Annotated in this window: 15 protein-coding genes; 7 read left to right on the top strand and 8 right to left on the bottom strand. The window is 69.5% G+C overall.

Features of this window, described 5'->3' with window-relative positions:
* Positions 1 to 195 precede the first annotated feature (195 nt).
* On the bottom strand, positions 196 to 1233 hold the full coding sequence (locus ACIA8G_RS28155) for a GDP-mannose 4,6-dehydratase (protein ID WP_396421678.1): 1038 nt from the start codon (positions 1231 to 1233) through the stop codon (positions 196 to 198).
* A 72-nt stretch (positions 1234 to 1305) separates the two neighbouring features.
* Positions 1306 to 2043 (bottom strand): thioesterase II family protein, encoded by a 738-nt coding sequence (locus ACIA8G_RS28150; protein ID WP_396421677.1) that lies wholly within the window; start codon positions 2041 to 2043, stop codon positions 1306 to 1308.
* 52 nt (positions 2044 to 2095) lie between these two features.
* Between ACIA8G_RS28150 and ligD the strand changes: the two genes are divergently transcribed.
* Together ligD and ACIA8G_RS28140 are read left to right on the top strand one after the other, a co-directional pair.
* Positions 2096 to 3040 carry a non-homologous end-joining DNA ligase gene (ligD, locus tag ACIA8G_RS28145; protein ID WP_396421676.1) on the top strand — a complete coding sequence of 315 codons (945 nt, stop codon included), beginning with the start codon at positions 2096 to 2098 and terminating at the stop codon, positions 3038 to 3040.
* Complete coding sequence (locus tag ACIA8G_RS28140) at positions 3030 to 3941, top strand: DNA polymerase domain-containing protein (RefSeq protein WP_396421675.1); 912 nt, start codon at positions 3030 to 3032, stop codon at positions 3939 to 3941. The genes ligD and ACIA8G_RS28140 overlap by 11 nt, the downstream gene beginning before the upstream one ends.
* Here ACIA8G_RS28140 and ACIA8G_RS28135 read toward each other — a convergent pair.
* Both ACIA8G_RS28135 and ACIA8G_RS28130 read right to left on the bottom strand, forming a co-directional pair.
* Positions 3923 to 6397 (bottom strand): caspase family protein, encoded by a 2475-nt coding sequence (locus ACIA8G_RS28135; RefSeq protein WP_396421674.1) that lies wholly within the window; start codon positions 6395 to 6397, stop codon positions 3923 to 3925. The two genes, ACIA8G_RS28140 and ACIA8G_RS28135, sit on opposite strands and share 19 nt — an antisense overlap.
* A 51-nt stretch (positions 6398 to 6448) precedes the next feature.
* Positions 6449 to 7567: a cytochrome P450 gene (locus ACIA8G_RS28130; protein ID WP_396421673.1), complete on the bottom strand. Its 1119-nt coding sequence runs from the start codon at positions 7565 to 7567 to the stop codon at positions 6449 to 6451.
* A 69-nt stretch (positions 7568 to 7636) separates the two neighbouring features.
* Here ACIA8G_RS28130 and ACIA8G_RS28125 point away from each other — a divergent pair, with 69 nt between their 5' ends.
* Complete coding sequence (locus tag ACIA8G_RS28125; protein ID WP_396421672.1) at positions 7637 to 8086, top strand: MarR family winged helix-turn-helix transcriptional regulator; 450 nt, start codon at positions 7637 to 7639, stop codon at positions 8084 to 8086.
* Here the strand turns inward: ACIA8G_RS28125 and ACIA8G_RS28120 are convergent.
* Positions 8079 to 9104 carry a hypothetical protein gene (locus ACIA8G_RS28120; RefSeq protein ID WP_396421671.1) on the bottom strand — a complete coding sequence of 342 codons (1026 nt, stop codon included), beginning with the start codon at positions 9102 to 9104 and terminating at the stop codon, positions 8079 to 8081. The two genes, ACIA8G_RS28125 and ACIA8G_RS28120, sit on opposite strands and share 8 nt — an antisense overlap.
* Before the next feature lie 9 nt (positions 9105 to 9113).
* On the opposite strand from ACIA8G_RS28120, the gene ACIA8G_RS28115 reads away from it, so the two are divergent.
* Genes ACIA8G_RS28115 through ACIA8G_RS28105 form a run of 3 tightly spaced genes read left to right on the top strand, consistent with a single transcriptional unit; the run spans position 9114 to position 11266 of the window.
* Positions 9114 to 9353 (top strand): DUF6886 family protein, encoded by a 240-nt coding sequence (locus ACIA8G_RS28115; protein ID WP_396421670.1) that lies wholly within the window; start codon positions 9114 to 9116, stop codon positions 9351 to 9353.
* Between the two features lie 9 nt (positions 9354 to 9362).
* Positions 9363 to 10025: a response regulator transcription factor gene (locus ACIA8G_RS28110; protein WP_396421669.1), complete on the top strand. Its 663-nt coding sequence runs from the start codon at positions 9363 to 9365 to the stop codon at positions 10023 to 10025.
* Positions 10022 to 11266, top strand: a complete 1245-nt coding sequence (locus ACIA8G_RS28105) for a sensor histidine kinase (protein WP_396421668.1) — start codon at positions 10022 to 10024, stop codon at positions 11264 to 11266. The genes ACIA8G_RS28110 and ACIA8G_RS28105 overlap by 4 nt, the downstream gene beginning before the upstream one ends.
* On the opposite strand, the gene ACIA8G_RS28100 is transcribed toward ACIA8G_RS28105, so the two are convergent.
* Positions 11247 to 11741 carry an SgcJ/EcaC family oxidoreductase gene (locus tag ACIA8G_RS28100; protein WP_396421667.1) on the bottom strand — a complete coding sequence of 165 codons (495 nt, stop codon included), beginning with the start codon at positions 11739 to 11741 and terminating at the stop codon, positions 11247 to 11249. The genes ACIA8G_RS28105 and ACIA8G_RS28100 overlap by 20 nt on opposite strands.
* 118 nt (positions 11742 to 11859) lie before the next feature.
* Between ACIA8G_RS28100 and ACIA8G_RS28095 the strand changes: the two genes are divergently transcribed.
* The gene (locus tag ACIA8G_RS28095) at positions 11860 to 12237 is read left to right on the top strand and encodes a PH domain-containing protein (RefSeq protein WP_396421666.1); all 378 of its coding nucleotides are present in this window, start codon (positions 11860 to 11862) and stop codon (positions 12235 to 12237) included.
* A 311-nt stretch (positions 12238 to 12548) separates the two neighbouring features.
* Here the strand turns inward: ACIA8G_RS28095 and ACIA8G_RS28090 are convergent, their stop codons facing one another.
* Positions 12549 to 12980 carry a hypothetical protein gene (locus ACIA8G_RS28090; RefSeq protein WP_396421665.1) on the bottom strand — a complete coding sequence of 144 codons (432 nt, stop codon included), beginning with the start codon at positions 12978 to 12980 and terminating at the stop codon, positions 12549 to 12551.
* 141 nt (positions 12981 to 13121) lie between these two features.
* Positions 13122 to 14150: a hypothetical protein gene (locus tag ACIA8G_RS28085; RefSeq protein ID WP_396421664.1), complete on the bottom strand. Its 1029-nt coding sequence runs from the start codon at positions 14148 to 14150 to the stop codon at positions 13122 to 13124.
* Between the last annotated feature and the right edge of the window lie 72 nt (positions 14151 to 14222).

Genomic DNA, 14222 nt, shown 5'->3' with positions numbered 1-14222 from the left:
GGGAGTTTCAAGGTTCCCCCGGTTCGGCGCGCTCCGCTTCGGTCGGGGCGCGCCGTCCTTGTGTCCACGTACGCGCCGAGGTAGCCGGCCGCTGTCAGCACCATGTTCTGGTCGGCGAGCAGATCCCCCAGGGAACGCAAAAAGATCCACAGCCGCAACCTGACGGCTGCGGCTGTGGATCCGGGGAGGGTGGTTCTACCAGCTGGCGGCGGCCAGCAGTTCGCCGTACTCGTGCTCGGTGGCGACGTGCTTGAGGTCGGCCTCCACCATCATCTTCATCAGCGAGGAGAAGTCGACCTCGGGCTTCCAGCCGAGCTCGCCGCGCACGCGCGTCGTGTCGGCACAGAGGATCTCGACCTCGGCGGGGCGCACCAGCACCGGGTCGACGTAGACGTAGTCCTCCCAGTTGAGGCCGACGTGTTCGAACGCCAGGCGCACGGCGTCACGCACCGAGTGCATCTCGCCGGTGCCGACGACGTAGTCCTCGGGCTCGTCCTGCTGCAGCATCATGTGCATCGCGCGCACGTAGTCGCCCGCGAAACCCCAGTCGCGCAACGCGTCCAGGTTGCCCAGGGCCAGCTTGTCCTGGAAGCCCTGCTTGATCCGCGCGACGCCGAGAGAGATCTTGCGGGTCACGAACTCCGCACCGCGGCGCGGGGACTCGTGGTTGAACAGGATGCCGCCGACGGCGTACATGCCGAACGACTCGCGGTAGTTGCGGGTGATGAAGTGGCCGTAGGCCTTCGCCACGCCGTAGGGGCTGCGGGGGTGGAAGATCGTGGTCTCGCGCTGCGGGGTCTCGGCCGCCTTGCCGTACATCTCCGACGACGACGCCTGGTAGAAGCGGATGTTCTTGGCCGCGCGGCCGTTGTTGCGGCTGCTGGACAGACCGGAGACGATGCGGATGGCCTCCAGCACGCGCAGCACGCCCATGGCGTTGACCTCGGTGACGAGCTCGGCCTGCTGCCACGACATCGGCACGAACGAGATGGCACCGAGGTTGTAGACCTCGTCGGGCTGCACCAGGTCCACAGCGGACACCAGTGACGCCTGGTCCATCAGGTCACCGTCCACGAAGGACAGCTCCGACATGAGTCGTGAGACCCTCATCTTGTGCGGGTTCGCCTGTCCCCTCACGAGTCCCCACACGTCGTACCCCTGTTTGAGCAGGTGCTCCGCAAGGTAGGACCCGTCCTGCCCGGTGATCCCGGTGATCAGTGCGCGCCTGGTCATCCCGTTTCCTCTCATCACCTTTACCAAAGGTCCGCAACGGGACGGACCTGAATCCCTTGCCAAATTAGGGGTTCAGGCACTAGGGGATTCGCCGGAAACGAGGCCGGCCACCGCACTCCTGTTGTCCGAAAGAAAGAAATGGCCCCCGGAGAACACCCTCAGGGCGAAATCTCCGGTCGTGCGTTCGCGCCACTGCTCCACCTCGGCGACCGCGGCCTTCGGATCGGCGTCGCCGGTCAGGGCCGTGACCGGGCACGACAGCGGCGGGCCAGGGCGGTAGCGGTAGGTCTCGGCGGCCCGGTAGTCGGCGCGGATCGCCGGCAGCACCATCCTGACGAGTTCCTCGTCGTCGAACACCCGCGCGTTCGTGCCGGCCAGTGCGCGCACCTCCGCGATCAGGCCCGCGTCGTCCTTCTGGTGCACCCGGTCGTCGCGGACGATCTGCGGGGCGCGGCGGCCGGAGACGAACAGGTGGTCCGGCTCGTGCCGCAGCGCGACCTCGAACGCGATCATCGCGCCCATGCTGTGACCGAACAGGTGCAGCGGGCGGTCCCTGGTCAGCAAGGGTGCGATCTGGCCGGCGAGGGCGCGGATGTCGTCCAGCAGGGGTTCGCCCCGCCGGTCCTGCCTGCCGGGGTACTGGACGGCGACCAGCTCGGCGCGGCCGTCGAAGTGCCGGGCGAACGGCTGGTACCAGCTCGCCGCGCCGCCCGCGTGCGGGAAGCACACCAGCCGGGGCGCGCCCGGCGGTGCCTCGCTCAGTCGTCGGAACCAGAGGCCGGTATCGAGTGCGGGCGCCACGCTTGGCATGCAAACACCGTTCGGGCTGAGGAAACGCCTGGAAACAGCTAGGTTGGCGGGTATGGGCAAGTCCCCGGCTGTGGAGCTCGAGGTGGAGGACCGCGTCGTGCGGATCTCCAACCCCGACCGCGTCTACTTTCCCGCGCGCGGCGAGACGAAACTGGATCTCGCGAACTACTACCTGTCCGTCGGTGACGGAATCGTCCGCGCGCTGCGGGAACGGCCGTGCATGCTGCACCGCTTCCCGGAGGGCGTGACCGGCGAGAAAGTGCACCAGAAAAGGCTTCCGCACGGCGCGCCGCCGTGGGTGCGGACCGTCCGCGTGCATTTCCCGCGCTACAACCGCCATGCGGACGAACTCTGCGTCACGCACATCGCCGACGTGATCTGGGCCGTGCAGATGTCCACTGTGGAGTTCCACCCGTGGAACTCCCGTGCGGCCGACACGGAGAAGCCCGACGAGTGGCGCATCGACCTCGATCCGGGACCGACCTGTTCGTTCGACCGGGTGCGGCGGGTCGCGGGTGTGGTGCAGGAGGTGCTGGCCGAGCTCGGCGCGGTCGGGTTCCCCAAGACGTCCGGGTCGAAGGGGCTGCACATCTACGTGCGGATCGAGCCGGCTTTCGGGTTCCAGGACGTGCGCAAGGCCGCGCTGGCGTTCGCTCACGCGGTCGAGCGGCGGGCGCCGGACGACGTGGAGACCGCGTGGTGGCGCAAGGACCGCGATCCGTCGCTCGTTTTCGTGGACTACAACCAGAACACGCGTGACCGCACGATCGCGTCGGCCTATTCGGTGCGCGGCAATCCCGAGGCGACCGTGTCGACGCCGATCCGCTGGGACGAGGTGGCCGACGTGGATCCGCGGGACTTCACCATCGCCACGGTGCCGAAGCGCTACGCCGAGCTAGGTGACCTGCACGCCGGCATCGACGACGCGGTGTGGTCCATCGAGCCGCTGCTGGAGTGGGCCGCGCGAGACGAACTCGAGGTTCCTGATGAAGAGTGACGGCGTGCAGTTCTCCTCGCTCGACCAGCCGTTGTTCGGCGGCACGGTCAAAGGCGATCTGGTGGAGTACCTGGACTTCGTCGCCGACCGGTTCGTGCCGGTGCTGGCGGGCCGTCCTCTGTCGGTGTGGCGGATCCTGCGCGGTCAGGACCCGTTCATGCAGAAGAACGTCCCCAAGTACACGCCTTCGTTCGTGCGCACGGTTCCGGTGTGGGCCGAGGCGTCGCACCGCGAGATCAAGTACGCGCTGTGCGACGACAAGCAGACCCTGATGTGGTTCGCGAACCAACGAGCCGTCGAGTACCACGTGCCGTTGTTCCTCGGCGACCACCAGACGCACATGGTGCTCGACATCGACCCGCCAGAGGGCGCGGACTTCGACGTAGTGGTGCGGTCGGCTTTCTTGATTCGAGAGGCACTTGCGGCCTGCGGGCTCTCCGGCGCGGTCAAGACCAGCGGCGCCAAGGGCGTGCACATCTTCGTGCCGTTGGAGAAGCACGACCCGGACGACGTCGCGGCGGCTACTCGCGCCGTGGCCGCGCGGGCCGAGAAGCTCGACCCGTCGCTCGCCACCACCGCGTACATCCGGGCCGAGCGGGGCGGGAAGGTGTTCCTCGACTCGACCCGTGCCTGGGGTGCCACGGTCGTCGCCGCCTACAGCCCGCGGCTGCACGAAGGCCTGCCGATCTCGTTTCCGGTGCCGTGGGACTCGCTCGCCGACGTTTCGCCTGCCGACTTCACCGTGCGGTCCCGGTTCGACGGCGATCCGTGGACCACGCTGATGCCAGCCGCGCAACGCCTGCCCGACGACCTGGTGGCCGAGGGGCACGGCATCCCGGTCGCGCGGGTGGTCGCGATGCACGAGGGCAAGCGGCGCAAGAATCAGCGTTCGCAGGAGTAGTAGGCGGCTGTCGCCGCTGCGAGCGGCAGCAGCAGGTAGGCGAAGGTCGCGAACGACGGTTCCCCCGCGGCCACGTACTCGCCCGCGCGGACCAGCAGCCCGGCGGACACCGCCGCGTACCCGGCGAACCTCGCGGTGGCGCTGGTCAGGGTCGCGATCAGCGGCACCACGATCAGGCCGGCCAGGCTCGCGTGCAGGACGAACTGGGGTGGCTCCGCGGACAGCGTGATGGTCACGTCGAGCAGCAGCAGGGCCGGTGCGATCGTGCTGAACCACGCGCGTTCCTGCCAGACCCGGTAGCCGGCGAGCCCGATGAGGCCGATGGAGGCGAGCAGGAACACCACGTCCTGGCCGTCACCGTTGATGGACTCCAGCGAGGTCTCTGAAGAGGCGACTACGAACACGCCGACGGCTCCCAGGACGCCGGTGGCCAGTGCTAGCCACCACGGGCGGGTGTATGCGGTCGCCGCCAGCGCCACTCCTGCCATGCCTAGGAACAGCCACAGGTACCAGCCGCTGCTCTGCAGGCCGATCGTGCCGGCTTGGAGGCCTGTTGTGCCTGCTAGCAGGCCTAGTGCTGCGCCGTGTGCCCATTTGTGGTCGCGGCACACCAGTACGAAGGTCGTTGCCGCCAGCGCCCAGGGCCACAGGGTGGCGAACAGGAAGGTGTTGAAGGAGGCGTCGCCGCCCAGGACTCGGACTACGCCGCCCTGGGTGGTTGTCAGGCCGATGACCATCAGGGTGAGGGCTAGGGCGGCGGCTAGGCGGGGTAGGGCTGTGATGGCTGCGGCGGTGAGGGCTTGGGTGGTCGCGGGGGTGGGGGCTGGGGTCGTCACGGCGTTGTCCTGGGAGGTACGCGGTGCGGGGGTCGTGCTCGGAGTGGCTGAGCTGCTCGCGGCGAGCAGGGTTCGCGGAGAGTCGGCTTCGGCTGTGGGTTCCGGGCCGTCCTGGGTCGTCGCCGGGGAGTCGGCTGGGGCTGTCTCCGGTTGCGGTCTGACAGTCGGGCCGGGGTCGGCCACAGCTTCTTGAGCCGGCGCGGCGCTCTTCGCCGCGACATCGGACTCACCGGTTTCCGGCTCCTCCCGCGCGTCCAGCAGCGAGGTCGGCGAAGGAACCCTCGACCGGCCGAGCTCCGCCTCCTCCCCGAGCTCCGCCAACGCCGACCGAGCCGAAGACGCCACCATCCGGCTGTCGTCATCGGCAAGCCGCCGCAACGCCAGCCGCGCAGCCAGCACGCGTCCCTCGTGCCGCACGGTCAGCATCCGCCGCAGCTCGGGAATCGCACCCGCCCGCACCCCGGGCAGCGAGTGATCCAGAGCCTCCTGCAGCTCCGTCGGCAACGCCGCAGGCACCTGCACGGGGCGGGCGCGGCGGGCGATGTGGAGGTCGCCGCGCACGTCGAGCATCCACTTGCCTGGGGTTTGGTGTGGGGTCACGCGGCGCACGCGGTCGTAGACATACTCGTAGAGCTCGTCCAGGCCCACGTGGCCGTCCTGGTCGCGGTCGGCTTCGCCGGATTCCAGGCCTTCCACCAGGGCCGAGGTGAAGACCGACGGTTCGCTCTCGGAGGCGTCGGCCACGGCGGCGCCCTCGAAGGCGTACTCCATCGCCGACGACGCGGTGATCACGGCTCGGCCGCTGCCGCCGAACTGTTCTTCCAGGCCTACGGCGCCGCCTGCGCGGGCGACCATGCCTCTGCCGAAGGCGCCGGAGTAGCAGCAGTCCAGCAGCAGCACGATGCGGCGGGAGCGTGAGCGGTTCATGCGGCGGGCCACGAAGTCGGCGGAAACCGCGGTGCCTGCCAGGCGGTTGAGCTTGGTGCCGGAGGTCGCGAAGTGGAGTTCGCCTGCCTCGTCCTTCACGCCGTGGCCGGAGAAGTGCAGCACCAGGAGGTCGTCGGGCTCGCGGTCGGCGAAGAACTCCTCCACCGCCTCGTTCACCTCGAAGGCCGGGGAGTTGATCAGAGTCTGCACGTCGAAGCCGCCGATGCGGGGATCGGCGAGCACCTCGCCCAGGCGGGCGGCGTCGTGGGCGGGTGCTCTCAGCGAGGAGAGGCCCTGGTCGGCGAACTCGTAGGCGGCGATGATCAACGCGTAGCGCTTGGTGCGGCGGCGGCGCAGCCACTCCGCGCGGGCGGTGCGTTCCGCGGCGTCGGGGGCGCCCGTCAGTTCCAGGGCGTCGCCGTCGGCCTCCACGGTCACGGACCGCCCGCGGCGCTGGCCCAGCCACGACGACACGGCGGTGATCAACGCGGCCAGGACCGTCGACTGGGAGATCGTCGCCAGCAGGGTGCCGATGTCGGTGGGATCGAGTGCTTTGGCGCCGGGAGCGGCGACCCCCGCAGGCGCCGAGACAGGTGTCAGTTCGCGCAGCTCGGCGCGCAGGAAGGCGGTGAGCTGCTCGATGCGCTCGTCGTCGGCCCCGTCCTCGTGGACGCGCAGTGTGACGTCAGTCATAGCGGCCTCCTACGCATGGAGGTCGCTCACGAACGACAAAGCATTACGACGTTACGCCGTCCAGCTGACGGGCAGTTCCGTCACTCCGCCCACGAGCTGATCCGTCCGAACGCTCAACTCATCGAGGTCGACGGCGAGGCCGAACGTCTCGAACCGGGCGACGAGAGCGTGGAGGACCTCGCTCAGCTCGACCCGCGCGAGCGGGGCGCCGATGCAGAAGCGGGGACCGAACCCGAACGTGAGGTGCGGATTGGACGTTCGCGGGACGAACGCGGCCGGGTCGGGAAAGCGCTCGGAGTCGCGGTTGGCCTGGTCGATGCCGAGCAGAACCAGGTCACCGGCGGGGATGTGCACACCGTCGACGTCGAGGCCGGCCATCGCGTACCGGGGCATGCCGGAGTCGGCGGGCCCGGCCGACACGGGTGAGCGGTGCCGCAGGATCTCCTCGACGACGTCCGGGATGCCGGACGGGTCGGCGCGCAACGCGGCCCACCGCTCGGGGTTGAGGCTCAGCAGCATGGCGCCGCGGCCGATGGCGGCCACGGTGGTTTCGTGGCCCGCGAACAGCAAACCGCCGCTGAGCTGGGCGATCTGCTCCTCCTGACCGGGTGGCGTGCTCTCGATCAGGCGGGTGATGACGTCGTCGCCGGGCTCCTTCTTCTTCCGTTCGACGAGCTCACCCATGTAGGCGAAGAGCTGTCCCATGCCCTGCAACGACTTCTGCTCGTCGTTGAGCGTGCTCGCGGCGTCGGACCAGCGGCGGAAGTCGGCGCGGTCCTCGTACGGGACGCCGAGCAGCTCGCAGATCACCAGCACGGGTAGCGGAAACGCGACGCCTTCGTGGAAATCGGCCGGTTGACCCTGCTCCACGAGTGCGTCGAGCAGACCGTCGGCGAGCTCCCGCACGCGCGGCCGCATCGACTCCATGTTCCTGGCGGAGAACGACGGCGCGAGCGAGCGCCGCATCCACGCGTGGGCCTCGTGCTCCTCCTCCGCGGTGGCCTGGCGCGGTTTGCCGAGGATCGCCGAGTCGCTGAACCGCGGGGCGTTGTCCGGGTCGGGGTGCGCCCTGCCCAGCCTGCGGTCGGCCAGCAGCGTCTTGACCTGGTCGTAGCCGGTGACCAGCCAGGCTTCGTCACCGGCGGGTGTGCGTACGCGCTTGATCGTCATCTCTGGACTCCCCAATCCGTCGTATACGACGCGTCGCGTCCAACGTACCCGCGTTCTAGACTTCGCGCCATGGTCGACGAGAGTGCGTTCCGCGACGCGGAGTCCGTGATGGCGCACATGCGCGCGTTGCGGCAGGAGCTGCTGACGACGTCGATCGAGCCGAGCGGAGACGAGGCGCGCAGCGGGCTCACCGGGCCGCAGGTCGGCCTGATCCGCTCGCTGGTGACCGACGGATCGGCGACCGTCACCGAGCTCGCGCGGCGGCTGAGCCTGTCGCACTCGACGACGTCCGGGATCGTCGACCGGCTGCAGGCGCGCGGGCTCGTGACGCGGGAGCCGGACCCGGACGACCGCCGCTACACGCGCGTGCAGGTGACCGAGCCGGTGCAGGGCTACACGCGGGAGCTCGAGGAAGGCCCGTACGGACGGCTCACCCGCGCGCTCGACGCGGCCTCCCCCGCCGAGCGCAAGGCCGTGCTCGACGGGCTGGAAACCTTGCGGGAGTTGCTGTCTAGGTGAGGCGCCACAGGCGGTCGCCCGCGATCACGAACACCTGGTCGCCCACCTTCTCAGTGGCGACGACCTTGCCGGTGGGGCCTGCCGCGGGCCGTTCGTCCTTTTCGGACACCAGCTTCACGCCGTTGTGGTCGATGACCAGCGTCGGGGTTCCGTTGATCGCGACGGGTGCGGCGAGGTCCTGATCGTCGCTGACCGGGATGTCCGGGGTGGCGACCTTCGTCCACGCCTCACCGGACTTCCACCAGGCGAGCTTGCCCTTGCTGCGGCCGACGACGTGGCAGGTGCCGTCCCAGCAGCGGGCAGCCAGCGCGGCGTCCCCGTCCGGGAGCACGGCCGTGGTCCAGGTCGTGCCGTCGAACTGCCACACCGCCGCGCTCACGACGCCTTGCGCGATCTGCCAGCCGACGACGAGCACGCCGTCGCCGTTCGGCGTCACCGCGAGCGGGAAGCGCAACAGTTCCTGCGAGCTCTCCAGCACGGAGCCGGCGGACGACTGGCGGGTCCACGTCTCCTCGGCGTAGGTCCACGCCGCGAGGTCGAGACCTGCCTTGGCGCTCTGCCAGGTGCCGATGATCAGCGGGCCGTTCCTCGTGCGCACCACGCCGATCAGCTCGCCCGCGCCGTAGCCGCCGAACGTGCTGAAAGCCTGCGGTTTCTCGGTGATCTGCCGGGAGTCGCCGGTCCAGGCGCTCCACCGGACGTTGCCGTGCGCGCCACCGCGCTCGCCGCCCACGCCGGTGATCGTGGTGCCGTCGGAGGTGAGCCCGTACCAGTGCGCTTCCTTGCCGTACGGGGTCGACGGCGTGAGCTTCACGTTGGTCAGCGCGCCGTCCTTGGCGCGCGTGACCAGTTCGGGGTGGTCGGTGGGGCGGGTGCCGATGACCAGTGCGTCGCCGTGGGTGGTCAGGGCTTCCGGCCTCGCGGTGAGGTCCACCGCGGTGAAGCCGGTGGCGGAGTCGTCGGCGGGCGTCGCGCAGCCGGTCAGGACGAGCAGAACCACGAGTGTCAGCCTCCGCATTCGGCCAGTATGACCACATGCGGCCCGAGCCCGGTCAGGTACTGCACTTCTCCGAAGACCCCTCTCGGGTGCACGCGGTGGCTCTACGGGTATCGGTTGCCCGCAGGCCTGTTCGGACTGCACGAACAGGCAGAGATCGCGCTGCGGGTCCTGCCTCGGTTGTGGCCGTTCTGGGACGCTGTGCAGGCGAGTTCGCTCGGCTGGAGCGGCATCCGGCTGAGGAACGCCCTGCCGCGAACAGTGCAATGATCTGCGCCCATGCGGGTGCTGCTGGTGGAGGACGACGAGCCGATCGCGGAATCACTCACGCGCGGACTGTCCCGGTACGGGTTCGAGGTGCGGTGGGTGCGGACGGGCGCGGAAGCGCTGGCGGCCCCGGAAACGACCGAGGAAGAAGCGGCGATCGTGCTGGTCGACCTCGGACTGCCGGACATGGACGGCCTGGACGTGTGCCGGGAGTTGCGGACCCGCGGTGACGTGCCGATCATCGTGATCAGCGCGCGGTCCGACGAGGTCGACCGGGTGGTCGGGCTCGAGATCGGGGCCGACGACTACGTCACCAAGCCGTTCGGGGTGCGGGAGGTCGTCGCGCGGATGCGGGCGGTGCTGCGGCGCGCGCAACCCAATCAGCCGGCGCAGGAGCACGGGCGGCTCAGGGTCGATCGACGGGGACGGCGGGTGCACCTCGACGGGGCCGAGCTGGTGCTGACGCCGAAGGAGTTCGACCTGCTCGCGTTCCTCGCCGAGGAGCCGGGCGCGGTGTTCACCCGCGAGCAGATCATGGAGGCGGTGTGGGACGAGAACTGGTTCGGCCCCACCAAGACGCTCGACGTGCACGTGGGGGTGCTGCGCCGCAAGCTCGGTGACGCGGCGTCGCTGGAAACGGTGCGCGGTGTGGGTTTCCGGCTGGTGCTCGCATGATCCGGCAGCTCGTCTGGAGCTACGTCCTGCTGGTCGCGATCGCGATCGCGGCGTTCACGGTGCCGGTCGCGTTCACGTTGAACGAGCAGCTCTTCAACGACGCGGAGAACACCGCGCGCCGCGAGGCCGAGACCGCGGCGCTGCTGCTGGCCTCGGGCGACACGCGGTCGTTGAGCGCTCTCATCGACGCCTACGAACGCCAGACGCTGGGCCAGATCGACGTGCTCGGCCCCGAGCCCGGCGACGTGGTGTGGGACGCCGAGGGACTCAAGCTCACGGTGCCCGCTAAACGCCCGGACGGCGCCGTCGTGGGCGCGATCCGGCTGTCCTACCCGGGCGCTCCCATCAAGCAGCGGTTGTGGCAGATCTGGGGTTTCCGGGCCGCGCTCGCGGTCGGGGTGCTGATCGTGGCGGCGTTCCTCGGGTTCTGGCTCGCCCGGCGGGTCACCCGGCCGTTGCGCGAGCTGAACGCGATGGCGGCCAGGCTGCGCGACGGCGACCTGACCGCCCGTGCCGAGGAGACCGGGCCACCGGAGACCCGCACGCTCGCCCGCACGCTGAACACGGCCACCGAGACGATCGGCACGCTCGTCGGCTCGCAACGCGCGTTCATCGGCGACGCCTCGCACCAGCTGCGCACGCCGCTGACCGCGCTGCGGCTGTCACTGGACAACGTCGCCGACGGCGTCGACGACCCGCACGTGCGGGAGGACGTCGAGATGGCGACCGCCGAGGTCGTGCGGATGAGCAGGCTGGTCAACGGCCTGCTCGCGCTGGCCCGTGCCGAGGCGAACGTCGCCCACCCCGAACCGGTGCAGGTGCTGGACGTCGTCGCCGAACGGTTCACCGCCTGGCGCGCCGCCGCCGACGAACGGTCGATCTCCCTGGTGTCCGAAGGCTTCGACATCCGGGTGCTGGCGACGCCGGGACACCTCGAGCAGATCCTGGACAACGTGCTGTCCAACGCGCTGGAGGTGTCCCCGGACGGCGCCACGATCCTGGTCCGCACCACCCGGCCCGGCCTGCTGGAGATCATCGACTCCGGCCCCGGCCTGCCGGAGGACGAACGGCTCCGGGCGTTCGGCCGGTTCTGGCGCGGTCAGGGCCTGACCGGCAAGGGTGGGTCCGGCCTGGGACTCGCCATCGTGAAGCAGCTCGTCACCGACGACAGCGGCACGGTGTCGCTGGAGGCCGCGTCCGGTGGCGGGTTGTGCGTGCGGATCACACTTTCTCCGGCATAGCCGACGAGTGGTGGTTCACGATGAGCCACTTGCCGTCGACCTTCTCGTAGACGAACGTGTAGCGGGCGTCCACAGTGGACGCCTTGCCGTCCTTGGTGAGCGCGAACCGGTACGTGCCGGCGTCGATCGCGTCCTCGGGGTTGAGGACGACGACGTACGAGTTGAGGATCGTGCCGCTCGGCTTGGCCTTCAGGAACTCCACGAAGTAGTCGACGATCTCGGCGCGTGTGGAGCGCACCTGGTTCGACACCGTGGGCAGCAGGACCGCGTTCGGAGCGTAGCGGTCGGCCACCTTCTGGGGGTCACCCGTTGCGAGAGCCGCGTTCCAGTCGGCGAACAGCGCCTTGATCTGGTCGACCGACGGCCGCTGCTCCGGCGCACTCGAGTTCTGGGCTGGCGCACTGGAACATCCGACGGCCAGAGCGGCGACCCCTGCGAGTGCGGCGGCGCCCACGAGGTTCTTACGCAATGTCATCACCCAATCCCGATCGTGTGGCTGTTGACCACCACTATCGGGTTACGCGGGGAAGGGCCAGGACAGGAGAGTTCCAGGACTGGGACAAAGTTTCGGAAAGCCTGGTAAATCTGGAGGTATGGGACTTCTCAGCGGAATGATGGGGAACGCGTCGAAGCTCGACCCTGGGGCGGCCGCGAAGGAGTTCGGGCGGCTGCTGGCGCAGGGGGAACAGGTCCACGCGGCGTACCAGCTGGTGCGCGACTCGTTCCTGTTCACCGACCGGCGGTTGATCCTGGTCGACAAGCAGGGCATGACGGGCAAGAAGGTCGAGTACCACTCGGTGCCGTACCGCGCGATCACGCAGTTCTCAGTTGAGACCGCAGGTCATTTCGACCTGGACGCGGAGCTGAAGATCTGGGTCTCCAGCAGTGACGTGCCGATCTCCAAGCAGTTCGGGAAGGGTGTCGACGTCTACGAGGTGCAGGCGCTGCTGGCCGCCTTCGTGGCCCGGTAGCAGGCACTGCGAGCTGAGCGCGACCACGATCTCGGCGACGCAGATGAGGATCGCGGTGACCACGTGGCTGGTGTCCAGCAGGACGTTCAGCACGGTCAGGATCGCGGGCGCCACCCGGCCGCGGACCAGCACTCGCAAGACGGTGGTGGCGCAGCGGGTGGTGGACATTTCCGTTCCCTTCCAAGGAGTTTCCCTACACAGATACGTCGAACGGACCCCTCCCGTTTCGACATCGCGGAGCGAAAAACCTTGACGAGCAACGAAAAATCCCCCGCCGGCACGTGGCCGGCGGGGGATTTCGCTTGGGGTGTCTAGCGGGCCTGCAGCATCGGGCGGAACCTGTCGCGGTACGCCCACGCCAGGCCGATCTCGGCGGCGACGACGATGACCGCCATGGCCATGCCGCTGGGCTCCAGGTAGACGTGGAACAGGAAGATGTTCACGACCATCGGCGCGAGCAGGGCCAGCGCCAGCGGCACGAACCGGCCGGCGATCAGCAGCAGCCCGGCGACGAGCTGGACGCCGGACGCGAGCTGCAGCATGTACCCGGTCGCGTAGAGGGCGGCGCTGAATGCCACACCGGCGGGCGCCATCGTGCTCGGATCCGGGGCGGGCATGAACATCAGGAACCCGTTCAGGCCGGTCGTGGTGAACAGCAGGCCGATCAGCACCCGAGTCGCGATCGTGGCGTAACGGCCGACGGCCTTGCGGGCAACGCGGGTGGTGGTGGCGGTGGCAGTCATGTCGTTTCCTCCTGGGCGCTCGTGTCCTTCCACTGATGCGTCGAACGGCCACCCGGCCGGATCGACACGACAGCCCAGAAAATCTTCAAAAAGTTCCGGCGCGGTCGGGCGGGAGGTCGATTGCGCTGGTCAGGGGCATGATCACGCCGCCAGGCTCGCCCGGATCACGTCCCCCACGGTCCTGGTGACATCGACCTCGGTGACCGCGCCGACGAGGTGCCCGCGGATGATGCCGACGTCGGCGTTCGCCGCGTCACCGGCGAGGAGCCTGCTCAGCGCGTCCGGCACGATCTGGCCCTTCCGCAGCCCGGTGACCAGACCGCCCAGTTCGTCGGCGAGCAGCATCCACGCGTCGGCCGTGTTCTGGGCGGCCCGGCCGGCACCGGTGGCGCTCGCGGCGAGGGCGGCCAGGCCACCGGCGATCCCGCACCCGAGCGTGATCACGGCGTGGTCCTCCGCGTGCTGCCGGATCAGCCCGGCCTTCTCGTCGAACAGCCCGGCCAGCGCGGTGGCCGCCGCGTCGGCGATCCACGCCGCGCCACCGCCGGCGACGAGGGTGTTCTTGCGGTCACCGGTGACGACGGTGGCGACCGCACCGACACCGAGCCTCACCACGCCGCCCGTGTTCGCGAGACCGCCCAGCACCGCGGCGATGATCGCGTCGCCGATCCTGGCGTCGACGCCGCCGAGCGACCGGGTGATCGATGCGAGCGCCCCGTCCGCCTGTGCCAGCTCGGTCGTGGCCGCGGCGACGTCACTGGAGTACCGGACGAAGGAGTCGCGCAGGTGCTGCAGGTCGGTCGCGACGAGCTGGGCGTGGCGCTGGGACTCGTCAGCTTGCTCCCGCAGGCCCTCGATCACCCTGAGCGCGGCCAGCCGGTCGGTGCCGGACTCCAGCAGGCCAACGGCGGCGTGGCGCGCGGCGAAGAAGGAGCCGATGTCGGCCGCGGTGTCGATCGCGTTGCGCAGCACCGTGTGCAGGTGGTGGCGGGCCGTGTCCTGGCCGTCGGCGATCGCTTTGTTGATCTTCTCCTGGGCCGGCAGCAGTTTCTCGGCGCGGGTGAGGTCCACGGCCGGCTGCTCGAGCACGGACAGCACCTGGCTCTGCACGAGGAGGGCCTGTACCGACTGTCCCTTGACGCAGGCTCCCACTTTCTCGAGGTTCCCCATGATCTCCAGTCTGAGCAGCGACCGGGCCGAGGTCGACTGTTTGCTCCCGTGCGTCACCCGGTTCGCGTATAT

Origin of the sequence: Lentzea sp. NPDC051213, assembly GCF_044455585.1 — a bacterium.
Lineage (GTDB): Bacteria > Actinomycetota > Actinomycetes > Mycobacteriales > Pseudonocardiaceae > Lentzea.
This window is presented reverse-complemented; position numbering and strand designations above follow the sequence as displayed.